19 protein-coding genes are annotated in these 20281 nt (G+C 63.9%); 6 read left to right on the forward strand and 13 right to left on the reverse strand.

Annotated elements, in window-relative coordinates; all coding sequences use genetic code 11:
• The first annotated feature begins 6 nt into the window (after positions 1–6).
• The 3 genes from ACEWE8_RS10285 to ACEWE8_RS10295 all read left to right on the forward strand — a co-directional run bounded on the left by ACEWE8_RS10285 (position 7) and on the right by ACEWE8_RS10295 (position 3059).
• Entirely contained in the window at positions 7–1461 is a 1455-nt protein-coding gene (locus ACEWE8_RS10285; RefSeq protein ID WP_046784811.1) for a mannose-1-phosphate guanylyltransferase/mannose-6-phosphate isomerase, read from the forward strand.
• Positions 1462–1620: 159 nt separating this feature from the next.
• Positions 1621–2085, forward strand: coding sequence for a hypothetical protein (locus ACEWE8_RS10290; RefSeq protein ID WP_046784810.1), 465 nt, complete (start codon positions 1621–1623; stop codon positions 2083–2085).
• Between the two features lie 149 nt (positions 2086–2234).
• Entirely contained in the window at positions 2235–3059 is an 825-nt protein-coding gene (locus ACEWE8_RS10295; RefSeq protein ID WP_046784809.1) for an SDR family oxidoreductase, read from the forward strand.
• Here ACEWE8_RS10295 and ACEWE8_RS10300 read toward each other — a convergent pair.
• The 5 genes from ACEWE8_RS10300 to ACEWE8_RS10320 all read right to left on the reverse strand — a co-directional run bounded on the left by ACEWE8_RS10300 (position 3009) and on the right by ACEWE8_RS10320 (position 8558).
• Positions 3009–3419 (reverse strand): SDR family NAD(P)-dependent oxidoreductase, encoded by a 411-nt coding sequence (locus tag ACEWE8_RS10300; protein WP_052750400.1) that lies wholly within the window; start codon positions 3417–3419, stop codon positions 3009–3011. The two genes, ACEWE8_RS10295 and ACEWE8_RS10300, sit on opposite strands and share 51 nt — an antisense overlap.
• A 16-nt stretch (positions 3420–3435) precedes the next feature.
• Positions 3436–4887, reverse strand: coding sequence for an efflux transporter outer membrane subunit (locus ACEWE8_RS10305; RefSeq protein WP_367903575.1), 1452 nt, complete (start codon positions 4885–4887; stop codon positions 3436–3438).
• Entirely contained in the window at positions 4884–5945 is a 1062-nt protein-coding gene (locus ACEWE8_RS10310; RefSeq protein ID WP_395589304.1) for an HlyD family secretion protein, read from the reverse strand. Before ACEWE8_RS10310 ends, ACEWE8_RS10305 begins: the two co-directional genes overlap by 4 nt.
• Before the next feature lie 27 nt (positions 5946–5972).
• Positions 5973–7514 (reverse strand): MFS transporter, encoded by a 1542-nt coding sequence (locus ACEWE8_RS10315; RefSeq protein ID WP_046784806.1) that lies wholly within the window; start codon positions 7512–7514, stop codon positions 5973–5975.
• Positions 7515–7649: 135 nt separating this feature from the next.
• Positions 7650–8558: a LysR family transcriptional regulator gene (locus tag ACEWE8_RS10320; protein ID WP_046784805.1), complete on the reverse strand. Its 909-nt coding sequence runs from the start codon at positions 8556–8558 to the stop codon at positions 7650–7652.
• A 267-nt stretch (positions 8559–8825) separates the two neighbouring features.
• On the opposite strand from ACEWE8_RS10320, the gene ACEWE8_RS10325 reads away from it, so the two are divergent.
• Positions 8826–9272: a universal stress protein gene (locus tag ACEWE8_RS10325; RefSeq protein WP_046784804.1), complete on the forward strand. Its 447-nt coding sequence runs from the start codon at positions 8826–8828 to the stop codon at positions 9270–9272.
• Between the two features lie 22 nt (positions 9273–9294).
• Here the strand turns inward: ACEWE8_RS10325 and ACEWE8_RS10330 are convergent, their stop codons facing one another.
• The 4 genes from ACEWE8_RS10330 to ACEWE8_RS10345 are packed head-to-tail and all read right to left on the reverse strand — an operon-like array spanning position 9295 to position 14083.
• Positions 9295–10164, reverse strand: coding sequence for an HlyD family secretion protein (locus ACEWE8_RS10330; protein WP_046784803.1), 870 nt, complete (start codon positions 10162–10164; stop codon positions 9295–9297).
• Between the two features lie 10 nt (positions 10165–10174).
• Positions 10175–10375, reverse strand: coding sequence for a DUF1656 domain-containing protein (locus tag ACEWE8_RS10335; RefSeq protein ID WP_008097766.1), 201 nt, complete (start codon positions 10373–10375; stop codon positions 10175–10177).
• 4 nt (positions 10376–10379) lie between these two features.
• A complete protein-coding gene (locus ACEWE8_RS10340; protein WP_046784802.1) occupies positions 10380–12557 on the reverse strand; it encodes an FUSC family protein in 2178 nt (725 codons plus the stop codon).
• On the reverse strand, positions 12554–14083 hold the full coding sequence (locus ACEWE8_RS10345) for an efflux transporter outer membrane subunit (RefSeq protein ID WP_046784801.1): 1530 nt from the start codon (positions 14081–14083) through the stop codon (positions 12554–12556). Before ACEWE8_RS10345 ends, ACEWE8_RS10340 begins: the two co-directional genes overlap by 4 nt.
• 178 nt (positions 14084–14261) lie before the next feature.
• Between ACEWE8_RS10345 and ACEWE8_RS10350 the strand changes: the two genes are divergently transcribed.
• Both ACEWE8_RS10350 and ACEWE8_RS10355 read left to right on the forward strand, forming a co-directional pair.
• Entirely contained in the window at positions 14262–15209 is a 948-nt protein-coding gene (locus ACEWE8_RS10350; protein ID WP_046784800.1) for a LysR family transcriptional regulator, read from the forward strand.
• Positions 15210–15317: 108 nt separating this feature from the next.
• Positions 15318–16292: a D-glycerate dehydrogenase gene (locus ACEWE8_RS10355; protein WP_046784799.1), complete on the forward strand. Its 975-nt coding sequence runs from the start codon at positions 15318–15320 to the stop codon at positions 16290–16292.
• A gap of 40 nt (positions 16293–16332) precedes the next feature.
• Here the strand turns inward: ACEWE8_RS10355 and ACEWE8_RS10360 are convergent, their stop codons facing one another.
• The 4 genes from ACEWE8_RS10360 to ACEWE8_RS10375 all read right to left on the reverse strand — a co-directional run bounded on the left by ACEWE8_RS10360 (position 16333) and on the right by ACEWE8_RS10375 (position 20139).
• Entirely contained in the window at positions 16333–17271 is a 939-nt protein-coding gene (locus tag ACEWE8_RS10360; protein ID WP_046784798.1) for a glycosyltransferase family 2 protein, read from the reverse strand.
• Positions 17268–17639, reverse strand: coding sequence for a GtrA family protein (locus ACEWE8_RS10365; RefSeq protein ID WP_046784797.1), 372 nt, complete (start codon positions 17637–17639; stop codon positions 17268–17270). The genes ACEWE8_RS10360 and ACEWE8_RS10365 overlap by 4 nt, the downstream gene beginning before the upstream one ends.
• A complete protein-coding gene (locus ACEWE8_RS10370) occupies positions 17633–19153 on the reverse strand; it encodes a glucosyltransferase domain-containing protein (protein ID WP_046784796.1) in 1521 nt (506 codons plus the stop codon). Before ACEWE8_RS10370 ends, ACEWE8_RS10365 begins: the two co-directional genes overlap by 7 nt.
• 89 nt (positions 19154–19242) lie before the next feature.
• Positions 19243–20139 carry a DMT family transporter gene (locus tag ACEWE8_RS10375; protein ID WP_046784795.1) on the reverse strand — a complete coding sequence of 299 codons (897 nt, stop codon included), beginning with the start codon at positions 20137–20139 and terminating at the stop codon, positions 19243–19245.
• Positions 20140–20281 lie beyond the last annotated feature (142 nt).

Consider the following 20281-nt stretch of genomic DNA (forward strand, 5'->3'; position numbering starts at 1 on the left):
AACAACATGATCCCGGTAATTCTTTCTGGTGGTAGCGGTTCGCGTCTGTGGCCTTTGTCGCGCAAGCAGTTCCCCAAGCAGTTCCTCGCCCTGACCGGTGAGCACACGCTGTTCCAGCAAACCCTCGAGCGCCTGGTGTTCGAAGGCATGGACGCCCCGATCGTGGTCTGCAACAAGGACCACAAGTTCATCGTCCAGGAACAGCTCGCGGCGCTGAAACTGCAAACCCAGGGCATCCTGATGGAACCCTTCGGCCGCAACACGGCCCCTGCGGTGGCCATGGCCGCCATGAAGCTGGTCAACGAGGGGCGCGATGACTTGATGCTGGTGCTGCCGGCCGACCACGTGATCGACGACCAGAAGGCCCTGCAACGTGCCCTGGCCCTGGCCACCGTGGCCGCCGAGCGTGGCGAGATGGTGCTGTTCGGCGTCCCTGCGACCAAGCCCGAGACCGGCTATGGCTACATCCGCTCCAGCCAGGACGCCCTGCTGCCCGAAGGTGTGGCCCGGGTGGCGCAGTTCGTCGAAAAACCCGACGAAAAACGCGCCGCCGAGTTCGTTCAGTCCGGTGGCTACTTCTGGAACAGCGGCATGTTCCTGTTCCGCGCCAGCCGCTTCCTTGAAGAGCTGAAAAAGCACGAGCCCGACATCTATGACACCTGCGTGCTGGCCCTGGAGCGCAGCGACGAAACAGATGATGTGCTGAGCATCGACGAAGCGACCTTCGCCTGCTGCCCGGACAACTCCATCGACTACGCGGTGATGGAAAAGACCCAGCGCGCCTGCGTAGTGCCGATGTCGGCTGGCTGGAGCGACGTCGGTTGCTGGTCGTCGCTGTGGGAAGTGCATGACAAGGACGCCAATGGCAACGTCACCAAGGGTGATGTGGTGGTGCAGGACAGCCGCAACTGCATGATCCATGGCAATGGCAAGCTGGTGTCGGTGATCGGCCTGGAAAACATCGTCGTGGTCGAGACCAAGGACGCGATGATGATTGCCCACAAGGACAAGGTCCAGGGCGTCAAGCAGATGGTCAAGACCCTCGACGAGCAAGGCCGCAGCGAAACCCAGAACCACCTTGAGGTGTACCGCCCGTGGGGCTCTTACGATTCGGTGGACATGGGCGGCCGTTTCCAGGTCAAGCACATCACCGTCAAGCCGGGCGCCAGCCTGTCGCTGCAGATGCACCACCACCGTGCCGAGCACTGGATCGTGGTATCGGGCACCGCCGAGGTGACGTGCGATGAAAACGTGTTCCTGCTCACCGAAAACCAGTCGACCTATATCCCGATCGCCTCGGTCCACCGCCTGCGCAACCCGGGCAAGATCCCGCTGGAGATCATCGAAGTGCAGTCCGGCAGCTACCTGGGCGAGGATGATATCGAGCGCTTCGAGGATGTGTATGGGCGCACTGCCACTCCCGTCGAACGTGGCGTATCGGTGAAGACCATCGCGCAGTAAGCTACGAGCTGCAAGCTACAAGCACAGCGGGTCGGCGGTGTACCTACAGATGTGGGGCCACCGCCGACCCGCTTTTCTCTTGCAGCTTGCCGCTTGCAGCTTGCAGCTTGCAGCTGGCCGCTCCAAGATGTCCGAAGACTCGAACGGGAATCGGACCACATGATCATCGGCGCCTTCCTCATCCTCACCTGGCTGGTACTGCTGCTGCGTTACCCGGCCAAGGCCCTGCCGATCTCGCTGGCCGCTGTCTGCGGCCTCGGGCTGGTCGCGCTGTTCGTCGTCTGGCAGGACACACGCGAAGCTTCGCAACTGGCTCGGCTTGACCTGCGCCTGACCTATGCCCCGGATCAATGCCCCGCCGACCGTGCCTTGAAGGTACACATGAAAAACGGCAACAAGGCTCCGCTGACAGAACTGCGCTGGCGGGTCGGTGCCTATGCCCCGGGCGATACCATCAACCTGGCCGAAAACACCTACAGCGCACCGCGCTATCGTGGGCCGGGCGAACTGCAGCCTGGGGCAGAATGGACCGATTGCCTGCCACTGCCGCCACTGCGCGCCGGCTACCGGCCGCAGACACTGGAGTTTCGTGCCGAGCATCTACAGGGTACATTCGCCAACTGATACGGTGCCTGCTCTGGCCCTATCGCCGGCAAGTCGGCTCCCACAGGTTCACCGCTGCCCGCAGATTCGGGGTACTTCTGGGAGCTGCCTTGCCGGCGATAGGGCCAGCCCAGCCTATACATAACTTACTTTGAGCACAGGCCTGCCCAATGCCCACCGTCCTGATCACCGGTTGTTCCAGCGGCATCGGCCGCGCCCTGGCCGAAGCCTTTCGCGATGCCGGCCACGACGTTTGGGCCACCGCCCGTAAAGCCGAAGACGTCGAACACCTGGCCGGCGCCGGCTTCACCGCCCGGCAGCTTGACGTCAACGACGCCGAGGGCCTGAAGCACCTGGCCGAGGAGCTGGAAGCACGCCACGGCCGGCTCGACATCCTGGTCAACAACGCAGGTTACGGTGCCATGGGCCCCCTGCTCGATGGCGGCGTGGACGCCCTGCGCCAACAGTTCGAAACCAATGTGTTCGCCGTGATCGGTGTAACCGGTGCACTGTTCCCGCTGCTGCGCCGTGCGCGTGGGCTGGTGGTCAACATCGGCAGTGTATCGGGCGTACTGGTCACGCCGTTCGCCGGCGCCTACTGCGCCTCCAAGGCTGCCGTGCACGCACTGAGCGACGCCCTGCGCCTGGAGCTGGCGCCTTTCGGCATTCAGGTGATGGAAGTGCAACCGGGGGCGATCGCCTCGCAATTCGCCAGCAATGCCCAGCGCCAGGCCGATCAGGTGGTAGCGGCGCAGTCGCCGTGGTGGCCGCTGCGCGAGCATATCCAGGCGCGGGCCCGCGCCTCGCAAGACCGGCCCACATCCGCGGCGCAATTTGCCCAAGGGCTGCTGGCGGCCACGCGCAAATCGCCTGTGCCAGCGGTGGTGCGGCTGGGCAATGGCAGTACGGCGTTGCCGCTACTGGCACGCTGGCTGCCACGCCGGTTACTGGACTGGGTACTGCGCAAACGCTTCGGGCTGCTGCGACCGCTCTGATTCACCGCCCAGGTGGATCACCTGCCCCCATTTGCGCTCGGCCATGCCGCGGGCGTAATGACGCTGCAGGCGCCGGGCAACGTCCCGAGGGCCGTTGTTGACCAGGATATCGGTATGCGGCACCTGCTCCAGCAACGCCTGTACGCCCTGTTCGGTGCCCAGGTCAGCGGCAACGCCAATGATCCGTGCCTTGGGCAAGCGCTCACGTATCGCTTTCAGCGCAGCGTCGACCAACGCCTGGGTGCGGTCGTTGAGCACGACCTCGGCGCCGGCGGCGGCAAGGTCGATGGCGGTAGACAGGCCCTGCCCTGCCATGGAGCCACTGATGAGTGCGCGCTTTCCATTGAGGGAGAGGTGCATGGCTGCCTCCGCTTGATCACACCTTTGTCGTCGGCTGCCCGTCGAACGCCTGCCAGCCACCACCCAAAGCCTTGTAAAGCCCGACCAATGCCTGCGATACCGCCGCCGAACTGTCGATCCACTGCTCTTCGCTGGCCAGCAACGCACTCTGTACGGTCAGCACGTTGAGAAAGTCCACTGCCCCTTCCACGTACTGACGCTGGGCGGTTTCCAGGGCGATGCGGTTCTGCCGCACCGCTTCGGCCAAATGATCACGGCGCAGCTGGCTGGCGTTGTACAGGCGCAACACATCGTCGATCTCGTGCCAGGCACCGAGCACCACCTTGCGGTAGTTGAGCGCCGCCTCCTGCTGCTGCGCCTCACGCAGCGCCAGGGTGCCCTTGAGCCGGCCACCCTCGAAGATCGGCAACGACAGCTGTGGGCCGAAGGCAAAGCGGCGCGAGTCCCAGGCGCCGAAATCCGACAGTTGCATGGCCTGGAAGCCGACGCTGCCGGACAGCCGGATGCTGGGGTAGAAATCCGCCTTGGCCACGCCAATGCTGGCAGTGGCCGCATGCAGCCGCGCCTCTGCCTGGCGGATGTCCGGACGGCGCTCGGCCAGCTCGGACGGCAAGCCGATCGCAAATTGCTGCTGCGGCGCGGGCAACTCCCCGCCCTCAAGCAACTGTGCCTGCAAACTGCGTGGGGGCTCGGCCGCCAGCAGGCTGAGCGCGTTGATCAGGTCGTCGCGCCGGGCCTCCAGGCTCGGTAGACGGGCCTGGATCGAGGCAACCTGGGCACTGGCCTGGGCCACGTCGAGCCGGGTGGCGACACCCTCGGCCTGGCGGTCCTGGGACAGCTTCAGGCTGTGCCGGGCGACCTTCAGGTTGTCGCGCGTGACATCGAGCGTGTGCTGCACGGCACGCAACTGGATGTAGTTGCCTGCGGTTTCCGACAACAGCGCCAAGAGCACACCGCGCCGGTCATTCTCGGCCACTTCCACCGTGGCGTCGGCAGCCTCCACCTGCCGGCGCACCCGGCCCCAGAGGTCCAGCTCCCAACCGGCGACCAGGTCGCCCTGCCACAGGTTGAACGCCGACTTGCCTGCTTTGCCAGACGGGTCGCTGAGGCCTTCGGCACTGTTACGGGCGCGGCTGTAGCCGCCATCCACATCGACCGACGGCGCCTGGTCGGCAGCCACCGTGCCGCGCAAGGCGCGGCTTTGCAGCAGCCGCGCACTGGCGATCTGCAGGTCGAGGTTACGCTCGGCCACCTGCTGGATCAGCGCACTCAGGCGCGCATCGTGGAAGGTCTCCCACCAACGCAGTTCAAGCGGTTCTGCTTGCGGCTGGCTGGGTGCCGCCTGGCCCTGCAGCGGTGCCCATTGCTGCGGGGCCTGGCTGTCCGGGCGTTTGAAGTCGGGGCCCAGGGTGCAGCCGGCCATCAGTACGGCCAGCAGCAAGGGGCTCAAGCGTACTGCCGGTTTCATCGTGCACTCACCTCTTTGCCACTGAACGTGTCACCACGGGTGTCGATGGTCGCTTCCACCGACATGCCCACACGCAGGCGCGCAAGCAACGGCTGGCCGTCATCGAAAACGATTTTCACCGGGATGCGCTGCACGACCTTGGTGAAGTTGCCGGTGGCGTTGTCGGGTTTTACTGCCGCGAAGGTCACGCCAGTTGCAGGCGCAATGCTTTGGACATGGCCCTTGAGGGTTTCACCGGAAAAGGTATCGACGCTGATACTGACAGGCTGCCCCGGCTGCACATGGGTCAGCTGGGTTTCCTGGAAATTGCCGACCACATAGGCATGCTGCAAGGGCACCACCGACAGCAGGCGTGCGCCCGGGTTGATGAAGGCGCCAACGCGCAGGGCGCGCTCACCGACCATGCCATCCACCGGGGCGGTAATGCGCGTGTAGGACAGGTCCAGCTGAGCTTTTTCAAGGCCCGCTTCGGCACGCTTGAACTGCCCATCGGCGCTGGCGACCTGAGCGCTGAGGATGTCCACCTGCTTGCGCGCGGCAACCAATGCAGCCTGGGTATTGGCCAGCCGTGCGCGGGCCTGGTCGACTCGGCTGCGCGCCTGCTGGGCATTCTGCACGGTGCCGGCGCCCTGCTGGGCGAGGCGGCTGTAGCGGTTGACCTCGTGGTCGGCGAACGATGCTTCAGCCTGCGCTGCCTTCACCGCCGCCTCGGCCTGGGCAATCAATGCCGCCTGGCGTTCCAGGGTGGCACGGGCATCGGCGCTTTGCGCCTTGGCCACCAGCAACTGGGCCTGCGCGGCATCCAGGGCGGCCTGGTAGTCCCGCGCATCGATGGTCGCCAGCAACTGGCCGGCCTGCACCTGCTGGTTGTCTTCGACCAGCACTTGCTTGACGAAGCCGGCCACCTTGGGCGCCACTACGGTGTAATCGGCGATCACGTAGGCGTCGTTGGTGCTTTGCCGGTGGTCACTGCCGAGCAGCCAGGGGCCGACGATACCCGCCAGCACGGCTACGGCCAGTACCGAGCCGATCACGATTGTCTTGCGCTTGTTGGTCATTTTCAGCGGTCTCGAATTCATCCGGGCTCAGGCCACCGCGCGCGGTGGGTAGACCCGGGTAGGCACGAAAGGAATCAGGCAGATCAGCGCCACGGCGATACCGGCCATGACCAGGTAAAGGTCGGCCGAAGTCAGCACCAGCGCCTGGTCATGGATACGCTTGGCAAGGCCCGCAGCGTTGTCATCGATCAGCGGGGCGTTGCCCAGGCTGTCCACCAGGTGGTTGGAATGAAAGTGTCGGCGCAGCGTGCCGAGGGCATCCAGCAGGCCTCCGGCGATCACTGCGGCGAGCCCCTTGACGGTGTTGAACCAGCTGGAGGCGAATGGGCCTTCCTGCGGGCTCATGCCATTGGTGGAGAGCATCAGCAGCGGCAGTACCGCCATCGGTTGGCCGAACACCTGAAGCAGGTAGAAAGGGTAGAAATCACCACGGATCCACTCGGAGGTCAGCAGGCTGCTGCCGATGCACGACAGCGCCAGCATCGCCAGCCCCGTGGCCAGCACCCAGCGGCAGTCCACCGCACGCAGGTTGCACAGTGCCGCCGTCAACGGCAGGGCAATCAGTTGCGGCATGGCCACCAGCATCATCAGCGGGCTGGTTTGCGCCGGGCGATACCCTTGGATTTGCGCAAGGTAGGCAGAGGGAATGCTGCCCACACCGGAAAGCACCACCAACACGCCGGCCAGGGTGACCAGCGCGAAGCTCAGGTTGCGGCGCGACAGCATGCGCAACTGGAAGAACGGCAGCGGCTCGGACCATTCGTTGTACAGGAACAGCACCAGCAACAGCACGCCCCCGCCCAGCAGCCAGCAGATCAGCGGCGAATCGAACCAGCCCCAGCGGTCCCCTAGCGACAGGCCCAGGACAATGCAGCTGATGGCCGGCAGGCCCAGCAACACGCCGCGCCAGTCGAACTGCTTGAAGCGCTCCAGGCGCAGCGGGTCCTGCGGCAAGCCCCAGCCGACACAGCACATGGCCAGGGCCGAGGGCAGGATGATCTGCCAGAACGCCCACTGCCACCCAACGTACTCGGTCCACAACCCGGCCAGCGGCGTGCCGAGGTTGGGCCCGAAGGTGGCCGTCAGGGCATAGCAGGCCAGGCCGTAGACCTTGATGCCCGGCGGCAGAAAACGCAGCGCCACGCTCATGAGCATCGGTGGCAAGGCGCCCGCTGCAAAACCCTGAAGGATGCGCAGCAGCATGAGGCTGTGCAGGTTGGGGGCCAACGGCTGCAGCAACCCCAGCAGCGCAAACAGCCCGACCGCGCTCATGGTGAAGCGGCGCAAGGAGAAGGTAGTGGCCAGCCACGGCGCGAAGGCCATGGCCGAAACCGACGCGGCGCTGTACACCGCCAGCAGCCAGGCGCCCTCGTCGGCGCCGATGCCCATGCCCCCGCGGATATCGGCCAGGGAAATCTTGGTCACCGACTCGTTGAGGCCGGCACACAGCACGGCCAGCAACACGCCGAACAGCCCGACCACCACGCGCAGGCCGAACGCCGACTGCACGGGCGCAGCCGGCGCGGGGGCGGCGGCGATCGCGGTGGCAGGGGCGGACAGGGAACTCATGGGTAGACAACTCCAGCAACAATTTTATGGCTGGGGCAAGTCTAAGAAAGTCGAATGCTTACGAAAACTGACTTATCGGCAGCTTTATATTGCGTATGACGCAATCCGCCCCAGCCGCCGTAGGGCGAAGCGGGTTTATGGATCGACACTGCAGCAGGTTTTCAGGATCTGCCGCAACCAGCGGTGGGCCGGATCGTTGTGATAACGCGGGTGCCAGGCCTGCAGCACGGTTACCCGCTCCAGCGGCACCGGGATCTCGAACGAGCGCAACGGCAAGCCGAGCTTGTGCACACTGTTGAGGATATTGGCGGGCATCGGCAGGATCAGGTCCGAATCCGGCAGCGAGAACAACGCCGAGTGGAAGCTCGGCGTGATCAGCGCCACGCGCCGCTGCACCTTGAAGTTGGCCAGTTCGACGTCAATCGGCCCATTGGCGCGGCCACGCCTGGATACGCTGATCTGTGGATAACTGGCAAAACTCTGCGGTGTGATCGGCTGGTCGAATATGGGATGGTCGCGCCGCGCCAAACCCACGTAGTAGGTCTGGAACAGGCTCTGCACCTCGATCTCCGGGCCCAGGTCGACGGTCGAGCTGATGATCAGGTCGGTGCGCCCGTCGCGCAGCACGCTATCGTCATCACCGCCGGGGCTCTCGGGCACGAAGCGCAGGACCGTGCGCGGGGCCTGCTCATGCATGCGGCGCAACAGCATGGCGCCATACAGGGCAATGAACAGGTCATTGGTGCGGATGTTGAAGGCTCGGTCGAGCTTGGGCAAATCCACCTCTGCAGCACTGCGGAACACCTCACCGGCCTGCTCCACCAGCGCCGCCACCTGCTCGCGCAGGGCCAGCGCCCGAGGTGTCGGTACCAGGCCACGACCCGCGCGTACCAGGATCGGGTCGCCCAAGGCATCGCGGATACGCCCAAGGGTCCGGCTCATCGCCGCCGGGCTGAGGTTCATGCGCTGCGCGGCACCGACCACACTGCCTTCATCGAGCAGGGCGTCAAGGGCGACGAGCAGGTTCATGTCCGGGAGTGGCATGGCCGATTTCCGTGGCAGTTGTGGGAACGCGATGTTAACAGGTCGCATGATTGCACCAGACGCAATGCGTTCGTGCGTGGAGGGGCATTTATCTCGAGGGCGAGATGGGCCATTAATGATGCTGTGGCTGTACCGGCCCTATCGCCGGCAAGCCGGCTCCTACAGGTGCCCCACTGCCCTGCGATCGGTGCATTACTTGTGGGCCGGCTTGCCGGCGATGGGGCGGTACAGGCAACCGACCAGCCAGTTTTTCAGCAAGGAACCTCCATGCCCAGCCCCGTCCTGATCGCCATCGACGCGTCCCCTGCCTCGAGCGCCCTGCTCACCCTCGCCCGCCGCTACTGCCGGCCCGACGAACACGAACTGCATGTACTGCTGGCCATCGACTCGACTTTCGCGGTGCACGACAAGCCTGCGCCCTACACCGCCGAGGAACTGGAGCAATACCCTGCCGCCTGTGAGGAGCAACGCCTGGGCGACCGCGCCGTGGCCGAGGCCGTTGCATGGCTAAAGCAGGCCGGCTTCACCAGCCACGGCTGCATGGTCGCCGGGCAACCGGTCGAGGCCATTGTCGCCAGGGCACGGGAACTGCAATGCGAGCTGATCATCATGGGCCACCGGCACCTGTCGCGGCTGGGGCGGATGCTGGATCCGTCGATCAGCGCGAAGGTGATTGACCGTGTCGAAATACCGGTAATGGTAGGCCCGGCCTAGGGTTTGATTGAACGTGGTTTAGCTAGCCCGCTCCACCCTCGCTCGGTTTCACCACCACCGTGCACGTCGTCCCCGCCGCCAGCAGAAACCCGTCCGGCACTTCATCAATGTGAATCCGCACCGGTACGCGCTGGGCCAGGCGCACCCAGTTGAAGGTCGGGTTCACATCGGCAATCAGCTCGCGGCTCTGCGGGTTGTCGCGGTCGTAGATACCGCGGGCGATGCTCTGCACGTGGCCCTTGAGCCGTTCGCCGCTCATCATCTGCAGCTCAGCCTGGTCACCCACCTTCACGTGCGGCAGCTTGGTTTCCTCAAAGAAGCCGTAAACCCAGAACGAGTTTTCATCGACCACTGCCATCACCGCCTCACCGGTCCGCGCATAGTCGCCTTTGTGGATATTCAGGTTGGTCACGTAACCATCGACCGTGGCAACGATCCGGGTGCGCTTGAGGTTCAGCTCGGCCGCTGCCAATGCTGCCTGGGCCTGTTGATAGTCGGCCAGGGCGGCGTTGGCGATGTTGCTGGCGTCGTCGCGGTTTTCCTTGGAGATCACCAGGTTGTCCATGTCGGCACGGCGCCGGGCGTTGACCTTGCGCATCTCCCAGGTGGCCTTGCGCGAGGCGACCAGCGCCTTGGCCTGGTCGACAGCCAGCTGGTAGTGCTCGGGGTCGATGCGGATCAGCAGGTCGCCCTTCTTCACCCGCTGGTTATCCTTGACCGGTACGTCCACTACATAACCGGGCACGTCGGCGGCGACATTGATGATGTCGGCCCGCACGCGGCCGTCACGGGTCCAGGGCGTGGTCATGTAGTGCAGCCACAACTGGCGACCGATCACCACGGCAGCGGTCAGCACCAGCAAGGTAGCGATCAGGCTGAAGAACTTTTTCATCGAAGGATTCTCACCAGTAGAGCGACAGCGCCAGGGCGCCGAACAGGCAGACGAACAGGCTCAGGCGCAACAGCGCCGGGTGCCAGAAGAAGCGGTAGCCATCATGGCTGGCAATGAAGCGGTCCAGGCCCCAGGCCAGGCCCAGGGCGAACAGGAACATCAAGGTCATGGTGGGCATGTACACGCCATGAAAGGCGATCTCACGGGGCATGATTTCACGGAACATCGTGCAATCCTTTCGTCGTAGCCAACGGCGACTGTGGGTCGAGCAGGGAGGAACGGATGAAGTGCAGGTAGCTCTGCGCGCGGCGTAACACCGAGGTGTCGAAGTGCCGGGCGAAGGGTTCGTCGGTGGCCTGCACGCGGCTGATGGCGTGGTCCACCGCCACCAACGCGCGCTCGTGGTTGCTGGCGCTGGGCTGCAGGAACAGGCGTGCCAAGGCGCGGCCCATGACACGGATGGCCTGGCGCCACGGCTGCGACTCGGCATACGCCGGGTGGATTGGTGCGCGGGCCTGCTCCTTGCGCAGCTCGATGACCGCGTGGCCGATTTCCAGCACGGTGAACATCCAGCCCATCAGCTGGCTTTGGACCTGCGGCTTGCCGGCAGCCAGGCCATAGGCCTGGTGCAACAAGTCACGGGTGCGGCTTTCGAAAGCCGAGCCCAGACCGCGCAGGCGACCGCTGATGGCGAACAGCACCTGCTCGCGCAGCTCCTGCTCCAGGCGGCTCCACAACCAGCGGCTGTTGGGCGGCAGGATGATCGCCCCGGCCGCAGCGCAGACGAACATGCCGATGACCATGCCGATGTAGTCGTTGATGAAGGTGTAAGGGTCGTACACGGTCAGGTTGTTGGGCACCGAACCGATGGCGAAGAACACCAGCAGGCCTATGCCGTAACCTGCGTAAGCCGGCCGCGAAGACAGGAACGCGCCGAGCACGAACACCGGCGCCAGGACCATGCACAGCAGCGGGAAACCATCGATCCAGGGGAACACGAAGAAGGTTTCGAAGAAGCCGACGAACGCGCCGATCGCCGTGCCGCAGGCCATTTGGAACGACATGCGCTTGGGGTTCGGCGAAGCCGCCGACAGGCCCACGGTGACGGTGGCGATCAAGGTCATCATGGCCCCGCTGGGCCAGTCGCTGAGCAGCCAGTAGCTACCCAGCAGCAACAGCACCGCCGAGGCGCGCACGCCAGCGGCCAGCGATACCAGCCAGCTGGTCCGGGCCACGTAAGGCTCGTCCCACTGCTCGCGCGCGTGCGTGTGCGCGGCCAGGGAGGCATGGGTTTCGGCGTAGCTGTACATCTCGTCGACGAAGCGATAGAGCAGTTCGAAAGCGGTATGGAAATCCAGCAGGTCGGACTCGCTGGGTTCGGTCAGCAGGTACTCGGCGCGCAGGCCGCGTACCTGAGCCTGCAGGCCCTCTTTGTAGGCCGCCAGTTCCAGCGTCAGGCGCAGTGCATCGGCATCGGTCAGCGCACGCCCTACATAGGGCTCAAGCAGCTCGACCAAGGTGTTCAGGCCCGGCTCGATAGCCCCGACGATCTGCAGCGGGCCGCGGGCGCGCAGGCGCTCAAGCAACCGGTGCAGGGCGTTGAAGCGCGTGGTGATGGCCATGAACTCGCTGTTCATGCGCACCAGCCGGCCAGAGCGCCTGCGCATGTGCGGGTCTTCGAAGGCGGTGACGTTGCGCAGGCTTTCCAGGCCGACCGCCTCGGCGACGAACCGCACGTTGCTGGTTTCGAAACGGTCACGCTGGCTGTCACCGCGCAAGGCCTCGACCACCACCCCGGCGAACACACCAAAACGCTGGTACAACGCATTGCGCATGGCGGCGCTGGCCGATTGCGGCAGGATCGCGGCGCTGACGAAGGTCGAGACGAGAATGCCCAGGGCAATCTCCAGCACGCGCCACACCGCTGCCATGAACGCCTGGTCAGGGTGCTCCAGCACCGGCAGGCCGATCATGGCTGCGGTGTAACCGGCCAGCACGAAGCCATAGGCGCGCAAGGTGCGGTAGCGCATGGCGCCCGCCGAACACAGGCCCACCCACAGTGCCAGGCTGGGCAGGAACAGCTCAGTGTTCTGCGGGAACAGGGCGATCAGCGCCACCATCATCGCCGAGCCGGCCAGGGTGCCGAGCACCCGGTAGAAGCTCTTGGCGAAGACATGGCCGCTCTGCGGCTGCATGACGATGAACACGGTGATCATCGCCGTGCGCGGCTGCGGCAGCTCCAGGCGCATGGCCAGCCACAAGGTGATGAACGCAGCGGCGAGCACCTTGAAGATGTAGACCCAGGTCACCCCGTCGGTACGCGCCCAGGCAAAGAAGCCACGGCGCCACTCCAGGCTGTGCAGCCAGCGCAGGGGCAAGCTCGATGTACTCATTCGGCGTGGTCCGGTTTGCGTTCGAAAACAGCCAGGGTGGCCGGGGTTTTCGGCGCCGCCTGGCGCTCCTGCTCAGGCACGTTCTTGCCGGCCTGCAGGCCACCGCCCAGCGCGGTCACCAGCTCGGCATGGGCGATCAGGCGCGCGGCCTGCACCTGCTGCTGCACCTGCTGCTGACGCAGCAGCAAGGTCTGGGCATTGAGCACGTTGAGGTAGTCGGTCAGGCCGCGTTGGAAGGCGACCATGGCAATATCGTAGGTTTTCTGTGCAACGGCCACGGATTCGGCGGCGAAGTGGGCCTGCTCCTTCATCGACTCACGGCGGATCAACTGGTCGGAAATGTTCTTCAGCGCGCCGATGACCGTCTGGTTGTAGTGCGCCACGGCCACGTCATAGCCCGCCGAGGCCACACCCAGCTGCGAGCGCAAGCGGCCACCGTCGAAGACCGGCAGGCTGATGGCCGGCCCGACGTTGTAGTTGAACGTGCGCCCGGTAAGGAATTCCAGCGGCCCGCCACCGGTGGCCATGAAGCCCAGGCTCCCGACCAGGTCAACGTTGGGGAAGAAACCGGCGTGGGCGACGTCGATACCACGCGCCTGCGCGGCCACCTGCCAGCGGCTGGCGACCACGTCGGGGCGCTGGCCGACCAGCTCGGCCGGCAGGGCCGACGGCAGTTTCAAAGGGGCGGCGAGGGCCAGGCTGGGGCGCTGGATCTGCGCGCCCTCACCCGGCCCCTTGCCCGCCAGCGCGGCCAGCTGGTTGCGGGTAAGGGCGATTTCTTCGTCCAGGCTATCCAGTTGGCGGTGGGTTTCGGGCAACGGTGCTTCGGCCTGGCTGACCTCCAAATGGGTACCGATACCACCGTCCAGGCGGCGTTTGGCCAAAGCCAGGATCTGCTCCTGCTGCTCCAGCTGGGCCTTGACGATGTCGCGCTGGGCGAAGTACAGGCTGAGCTGAATGTAGGCACGCACCACATTGTTCTGCAGTTCCAGTTGCGCCTGGCGGGCCTCGGCCACGCTCATGTGTGCCTGGTCCACGGCCTGTTCGCTGGCATTGCGCTCGCGCCCCCAGAGGTCCAGGGCGTAGCTGAAGCCGATGGCGGCGTTGTTGTCCCAGGTGTTGGCACCCGACAGTGCGCCAGGGCCATAGAACTGGTCTTCAGGCCAGTTGTGGCGTTTGAGCGACGCCTGGCCGTTGGCCTGCAGCTTTTCTGCCGACTCGACCACACCGGCCATGGCCTTGGCTGCGCGCACCCGCGCTGCGGCCATGGCCAGGGTCGGGCTACCGGCCATAGCCAGGTCGAGCCAACGATCGAGCTGTGGATCACGGTAGGCGTGCCACCACTGCTGGTCGGGCCAGTGGGCATCGCTGGCGGCTTCGCGGATGGCTGCGTCGGTGGTCAGGGTATTGGCTTGGAGGGTCTTGCTTTGTGGGGCAATGCCCCAGGTTCCGATACAGCCGCTCAAGGTGAGGCTAAGGGCACAGGCACTGAACGCCTGAAGCGTTCTGATGATGCGACGCGGCACAGCTGCGATTTCCCGAGGAAGAGGTGGAGGGCTGGGCAATTCTAGGGGGCGGCCGCACTGGCGATAAGCGCAGATTCCTGCGAATCTTTGTTACCAAAACAGCGATAATCCGGCTTTGGTCGAAGGCACATGCAACTAACTTCGTGACACAATTTGCCCTCTACCTTGAGAGTGACCCATGGACACCCTGCAAAACATGCGTGCTTTCAGTTGCGTAGCCCAGCTTGGCAGTTTCACTGCCGCTGCGGCGCAACTGGATACGACTACCGCGAACGTGTCGCGGGCGGTCTCCAATCTGGAAGCCCATCTGCAAACCCGGCTGCTCAACCGCACCACCCGGCGCATCGCCCTGACCGAGGCGGGCAAGCGTTACCTGATGCGCTGTGAACAGATCCTCACCTATGTCGAAGAAGCCGAAGCCGAGGCAAGCGACGCGCATGCCCGGCCTGCCGGGCAATTGAAGGTGCATTCGATGACCGGGGTCGGCCAGCACTTCGTGGTCGATGCCATCGCCCGCTACCGCGAGTCGCACCCGGACGTGACCTTCGACCTGACCATGGCCAACCGCGTCCCCGACCTGCTCGACGAAGGCTATGACGTGTCCATCGTGCTGGCCACCGAGCTGCCGGACTCAGGTTTCGTGTCGCAGCGCCTGGGCATCACCTACAGCATCGTCTGCGCCTCGCCCGAGTACGTGGCCAGGCACGGCTTCGCGCACAAGCCGGTCGACCTGCTGCAGCATGCCTGCCTGCGCATGGTCAGCCCGGTGATCCCGCTGGAAAAGTGGTTGTTCGACGGCCCGGAAGGCCAGGAACTGGTCAACATCACCAGCTCGCCGTTCCAAGTCAACTCGGCCGACGCGATGAAAACCGCGATTCGCAGCGGCATGGGCATGGGCGTGCTGCCGATCTACTCGGCCATCGATGGTTTGCGTGATGGCAGCCTGGTGCGGGTGATGCCGGACTACCGGCTGCAGGAACTGAACCTGTATGCGATCTACCCGTCGCGCCAGTACCTGGATGCGAAGATCAAGACCTGGGTTGAGTACCTGCGCAACTCGTTGCCAGAGATTCTCGCAGCCCATGAAGCGGACCTGAAAACCCACGAGTTGCTGATCGCGAACTGAAAGCAGTTGCAAGCGGCAAGAAAAAGCAGATTGGTGCACGCGCTGCTTTTTCTTGCGGCTTGAAGCTTGTAGCTTGTAGCTTGTAGCTTTTGCGTTGGAAGTAGCCCGATGAAAAAGACCGTCCTGGCCTTCAGCCGTATCACCCCGGCCATGGCCGAGCGCCTGCAGCAAGATTTCAACGTGATCGTGCCGAACCCCAAGCTCGGCGACATCAGTGCCCAGTTCAATGAAGCTTTGCCCCAAGCCCACGGCCTGATCGGCGCCGGTCGCAAGCTCGGCCGCGCGCAGCTCGAGGGGGCAGCCAAACTGGAAGTGGTGTCCAGCGTATCGGTGGGCTACGACAACTACGACGTCGACTACTTCAACGAGCGCGGCATCGCCCTGACCAATACCCCCGATGTGCTCACCGAAAGCACCGCCGACCTGGGCTTTTCGCTGATCATGGGCTGCGCACGGCGCACGGCCGAACTGGACGCCTGGACCAAGGCCGGCCAATGGCAGGCCACCGTCGGCCCGGCGCACTTCGGCAGCGATGTGTACGGCAAGACACTGGGTATCGTCGGCCTGGGCAACATCGGCGCGGCCGTCGCCCGCCGTGGCCGCTTCGGCTTCAACATGTCGGTGCTGTATGCCGGCAACAGCCGCAAGCCGGCGCTGGAGCAGGAACTGGGGGCGCAATACCGCAGCCTTGAACAACTGCTGGCAGAGTCCGATTTCGTCTGCATCGTGGTGCCGCTGTCCGACGCCACCCGCAAGCTGATCGGTGCCCGCGAGCTGAAGCTGATGAAGCCGAGCGCCTTCCTGATCAACATTGCCCGTGGCCCTGTGGTAGACGAGGCAGCACTGGTCGAGGCCCTGCACAACGGCACCATTCGCGGCGCTGGTCTGGATGTCTACGAGAAAGAGCCGCTTAGCGAATCGCCGCTGTTCAAATTGCCCAATGCCCTGACGCTGCCGCACATCGGCTCGGCCACCGCCGAAACCCGTGAGGCCATGGCCAACCGGGCAATGGACAACCTGCGTGCGGCGTTGCTGGGCGAGCGGCCGCAGGACCTGGTGAATCCGCAGGTGTGGAAGGGCTGATAACGCGTTTGTCCCACCAAGGGGCCTGCGCAGACAACCTTCACGTGGGTTGTCTGCGCCGCCTCAGCACCTTGCGCACCACGTACCGGGGCCGCTGTTTGGTCTCCTGGTAGATCCGCCCTATGTACTCCCCAAGTATTCCGATACCGATCAACTGCACACCGCCAAGGAACAGCACTGCCGTCATCAACGACGGATAGCCCGGCACATCGTTTCCGAACAGCAGTTTGTCGATCACCATGTACACCGCAAAGGCAAAAGCCGACAGCGATACACCTCCGCCCACGTAACTCCAGAGCCGCAAAGGCACAGTGCTGAACGAGGTGATGCCATCCAAGGCCAGGTTCCACAGCCGCCAGAAGCTGAACTTGCTGTTGCCCGCCGTACGTTCGGGCCGGTCGTATTCGACGATGGCAGTACGAAAGCCTACCCAGGACAACACACCTTTCATGAACAACTGCTGCTCCGGCAACTGGCGGATGGCGGCTACCACTTTGCGGTCCAGCAGGCGAAAATCACCGACGTTCTCCTCGATCCGGGTCGAGGCAATGCGGTTGTGCAGGCGGTAGTACAAGCGTGCGCTCCACCGTTTGAACCGTGTGTCAGCGGCACGGCTACGGCGCTTTGCCAGAACGACCTCCGCCCCTTGCTGCCACACATCGATCATCTGCGCGATAAGCTCGACCGGGTCCTGCAAGTCGACATCGATCGGCACCACGGCGTCGCCCTCGGCGTACTCAAGGCCGGCGAACAACGCCGACTCCTTGCCAAAATTACGCGAGAAATTGACGACGGTTACCCATTCATCCCGTGCCGCCAACTCGGCGCAGATGGCCTCGCTGGCATCATTGCTGCCGTCATTGACCAGCAGGATCTCGACCGCCACGCCCTGTAAAGACGGCTCGTTACGCACCGTGTGATAGAACCGTTCGAGGGTGTCCTGCTCGTTGTACAGGGGCACGACCAAGGTAATGTTCATGGCTGCCTCCGCTTGAACACCACTGTCCGCGAGTAGCCGTAGCCGATGATCAGGCTGACGGCTGAAAAAGCTACCAAGGTCAGCCAGGGTGACAAACCAGCCCGGTCCGATAGCGCCCCCATGCTCAGGCTCAGGCAACCCATGCCCGATACGAACGCCAGGTAACGCAGCTTGCTCGGCGCGGTGGCGAACGTGAAGCGAGCATTGAGGTAATAGGACGCACTGACAGCCACTGTGAATGCCAGCAAGTTGCTCGATGCCTGGCTCAGCCCGGCAGCCTGGTGCAGCAGGAAGAAAACCGCCCAGTGCAACAGCGTATTTCCAGCACCGATGAGGCCATAACGGTAGAAACGCAGGGTCATTACCATCGGTAGGCCTCGCTCTGGGCAGGTGCTTTCATCAGCACATAGCCGTTACCGTCGACCAGGTGGATGTCGAAAAACGTGCTCTTCACCACCGCTGCATGGCTGCGCGCAAGTACCTGCTCACGGTCGAGCGGGGGATTTGTAGTGAAGTTGACCAGGCCGAGGCGCGGCATCATCTCAGGCAACAGCAGAAAATCGATGTTCAGGACATAACGCAACGCTGGCATCTGTTCATAACTGGCGCTGGCTGCAGGCAACCAACGTGCGCTGCTACCGATGTCCAAAACATAGAATCGCTTGGTCTCGTACAACTGCGGCCGGCTTTGAATGGCATTGGCGAGCGAAGACGTCACCATGCGTTGCAGTTCCTTCTGCACGATCAGCGTTCGGCCGTAAGCAAACGAAAATGACAACATGAACAACACAGGAATAGCCAGCAGCCACCTCAGCCGACCGCCAAGCCCTGACAGTAGGCGATGGGCCAGCAGTGCCAGCATCATCAAGACCACGCCGAACCCCATCAACAGGCGTGCGCCACCGTCAAAATGCGCGAACACCATCATCAGGCCGTATACCAGCAACGCCACAGCCGGGATGGGCAGCAGCAGCGCAACCGTCAACACCCCCCGTTCCCATACAGGGCGTGGATCAACCAACACCTCACGCAAGGCGATCAGCAGCGCCACAAGCGCCAGCCCCGAAAGGCCGATGAACACCCACGCCGTTCCCGGCGTGATCAACAACGCCACGTGCCCCAAGATAACTTCCAGGCGCCGCAACAGCTCAGGCCACCACTGGGCATCCAGAGGCAGCAACGCGGTGCGGGGGACATCTATGAACTGATGGGCCGTGAGCGAGTACAGCAGGCACCCGCCGAGCAGTTGTGTCAGCCGGCCGAAAAGATGACGGCAGACCTGACGCAACCCGGCATGGCCGAGCACCTGACGCATGATTTCGAGGCAACACAAGCCAGCGAAGACGTTGATGCTGACCTGGTAGAAACTCGCGGCACATGCCACCAGCACGCCGCCCAGCAGGCACTGCTGCCAGCGCTCGGCACTCAGCGTGATGGCCCAGACGCATGCAGCCAGCGCCAACGCCATACCGGGTGCGTCGTATTGGTACGACAGGTTTTGCAGAAAGAAGGGGTTGTACCATAAGGGCAATACCACCAGCACAGAGGTCGCCGTGGGGGCCGGGAAGTAATGTGACACCAGCCGGGCGAGCGCCAGTGCAGTCACGCTGGCAGCCAGCAGAATAGGCAAAGGGAACAGATTCACAGCCCCGACAGAGAAGCCCAGCATGCGATGCATCAGAAAGAGCAGGAAGCGCCCCTGCCCTGTCCAGGATTCATTGCCGGTAGGCGTGAGCCCGGCGTTCTGGGCGCGCCACACATCATCGATATAGGCGTAATCGGCAAGCACCAGCGGCAATAGATGCACCGCCAAGGCCAGCAGGCAGAGCATCTGCACCTGACGATGCGACAGTCGCTTGTTCCAGAAGAGCAATGGTGACATTGACGTTTCCGGGCTAATGGCTCCCGGGCAAGTCTAAACAGCCCACCCCGTGCCAACACCTGGCATTTATGTCAGTTGCTGCGCAGCGCTCAACGTGCCAGAGCACCTGCCAGCGTGGGTTTGGGCTTGCGGAACACCAACACATTACCCGCCATGACAGCGACCAGCCCGAGCAAAGCGGGGGCTGTCCATTGATAGCCCTCGGCAAACGCCGACACGTTCAGCGCCACCAGCGGGAACAGCACCGTGCAATACGCAGCCCGCTCCGGGCCCATGCGCCCGACCAACGTCAGGTACGCGGTGAAACCGATCACTGAACCCGGTATCACCAGGTACAGCAGCGAGCCGACATAGCGCGTGTTCCACTCCATCGCAAATGGAATACCGCTGATCAGGCAATACACGGCCAGCATCGCGGCGCCATAGACCATGCCCCAGGCATTGGTGGTCATGGGCTTGAGGCCAGCTTTCTGCTGCATGCTCGACAGCATGTTGCCTGCCGAAAAGCACAACGTACCGAGCAAGGCCAGGCCGAGACCATAGAGCGTTTCGCGGTTTGCCGCATGGTGCGACAGCTCCGGCCAGAACAGCAGCCCCAACCCCAAAAGGCCAAGCGCGCCGCCACCGAGTACGTTGCTGGCAACCCTCTGGCCGAAAAAGAGGCGCGCGTTCAGCGCATTCCACAGTGTTGCAGTGGAAAACACCACGGCGATCAAGCCACTGGCGATCCACTGGCTGGCGGTGAGGAAACACATGAAATTGACGCAGAACAGGCACAGGCCCTGCGCCAGGCACAGCAGATGACCGCGCCGATTCATCGGCTGCAGGCGGCGGGTGAGCAGCAGGATGGCGAACAGAATCAGGCCGGCCAAGGCAAAGCGGTAGACGATCGAAACCGGGATGGCCACTTCACCCAATTGCAGTTTCAGGGCGATCCAGGTGGTTCCCCAGATCAGGACAGTGAGCAGGTACAGGGAAAGGTTCATGGGGGTTCCTTAGGCATACGACCATGCATTGCGGTGGGCACCATGCGGCCAACCTGTGGGAGCTGGCTTGCCGGCGATCGAGGGCGCAGCCCTCGCCAGGGCCATCAGTGTTCTCTGCGGCCAGTGAAGTGCGCTTGCACAA

This window comes from Pseudomonas sp. TR47 (genome assembly GCF_044143025.1).
Lineage (GTDB): Bacteria > Pseudomonadota > Gammaproteobacteria > Pseudomonadales > Pseudomonadaceae > Aquipseudomonas > Aquipseudomonas putida_E.

Coding starts and splice junctions, on each gene's coding strand:
- ACEWE8_RS10335 (WP_008097766.1), bottom strand. CDS start 10,375: ATGCCCCGTGAGATCGCCTTTCATGGCGTGTACATGCCCACCATGACC.
- ACEWE8_RS10305 (WP_367903575.1), bottom strand. CDS start 4,887: ATGAAACCGGCAGTACGCTTGAGCCCCTTGCTGCTGGCCGTACTGATG.
- ACEWE8_RS10365 (WP_046784797.1), bottom strand. CDS start 17,639: ATGGTAATGACCCTGCGTTTCTACCGTTATGGCCTCATCGGTGCTGGA.
- ACEWE8_RS10360 (WP_046784798.1), bottom strand. CDS start 17,271: ATGAACATTACCTTGGTCGTGCCCCTGTACAACGAGCAGGACACCCTC.
- ACEWE8_RS10340 (WP_046784802.1), bottom strand. CDS start 12,557: ATGAGTACATCGAGCTTGCCCCTGCGCTGGCTGCACAGCCTGGAGTGG.
- ACEWE8_RS10350 (WP_046784800.1), top strand. CDS start 14,262: ATGGACACCCTGCAAAACATGCGTGCTTTCAGTTGCGTAGCCCAGCTT.
- ACEWE8_RS10285 (WP_046784811.1), top strand. CDS start 7: ATGATCCCGGTAATTCTTTCTGGTGGTAGCGGTTCGCGTCTGTGGCCT.
- ACEWE8_RS10330 (WP_046784803.1), bottom strand. CDS start 10,164: ATGAAAAAGTTCTTCAGCCTGATCGCTACCTTGCTGGTGCTGACCGCT.
- ACEWE8_RS10320 (WP_046784805.1), bottom strand. CDS start 8,558: ATGCCACTCCCGGACATGAACCTGCTCGTCGCCCTTGACGCCCTGCTC.
- ACEWE8_RS10295 (WP_046784809.1), top strand. CDS start 2,235: ATGCCCACCGTCCTGATCACCGGTTGTTCCAGCGGCATCGGCCGCGCC.
- ACEWE8_RS10300 (WP_052750400.1), bottom strand. CDS start 3,419: ATGCACCTCTCCCTCAATGGAAAGCGCGCACTCATCAGTGGCTCCATG.
- ACEWE8_RS10290 (WP_046784810.1), top strand. CDS start 1,621: ATGATCATCGGCGCCTTCCTCATCCTCACCTGGCTGGTACTGCTGCTG.
- ACEWE8_RS10355 (WP_046784799.1), top strand. CDS start 15,318: ATGAAAAAGACCGTCCTGGCCTTCAGCCGTATCACCCCGGCCATGGCC.
- ACEWE8_RS10315 (WP_046784806.1), bottom strand. CDS start 7,514: ATGAGTTCCCTGTCCGCCCCTGCCACCGCGATCGCCGCCGCCCCCGCG.
- ACEWE8_RS10325 (WP_046784804.1), top strand. CDS start 8,826: ATGCCCAGCCCCGTCCTGATCGCCATCGACGCGTCCCCTGCCTCGAGC.
- ACEWE8_RS10370 (WP_046784796.1), bottom strand. CDS start 19,153: ATGTCACCATTGCTCTTCTGGAACAAGCGACTGTCGCATCGTCAGGTG.
- ACEWE8_RS10310 (WP_395589304.1), bottom strand. CDS start 5,945: ATGACCAACAAGCGCAAGACAATCGTGATCGGCTCGGTACTGGCCGTA.
- ACEWE8_RS10375 (WP_046784795.1), bottom strand. CDS start 20,139: ATGAACCTTTCCCTGTACCTGCTCACTGTCCTGATCTGGGGAACCACC.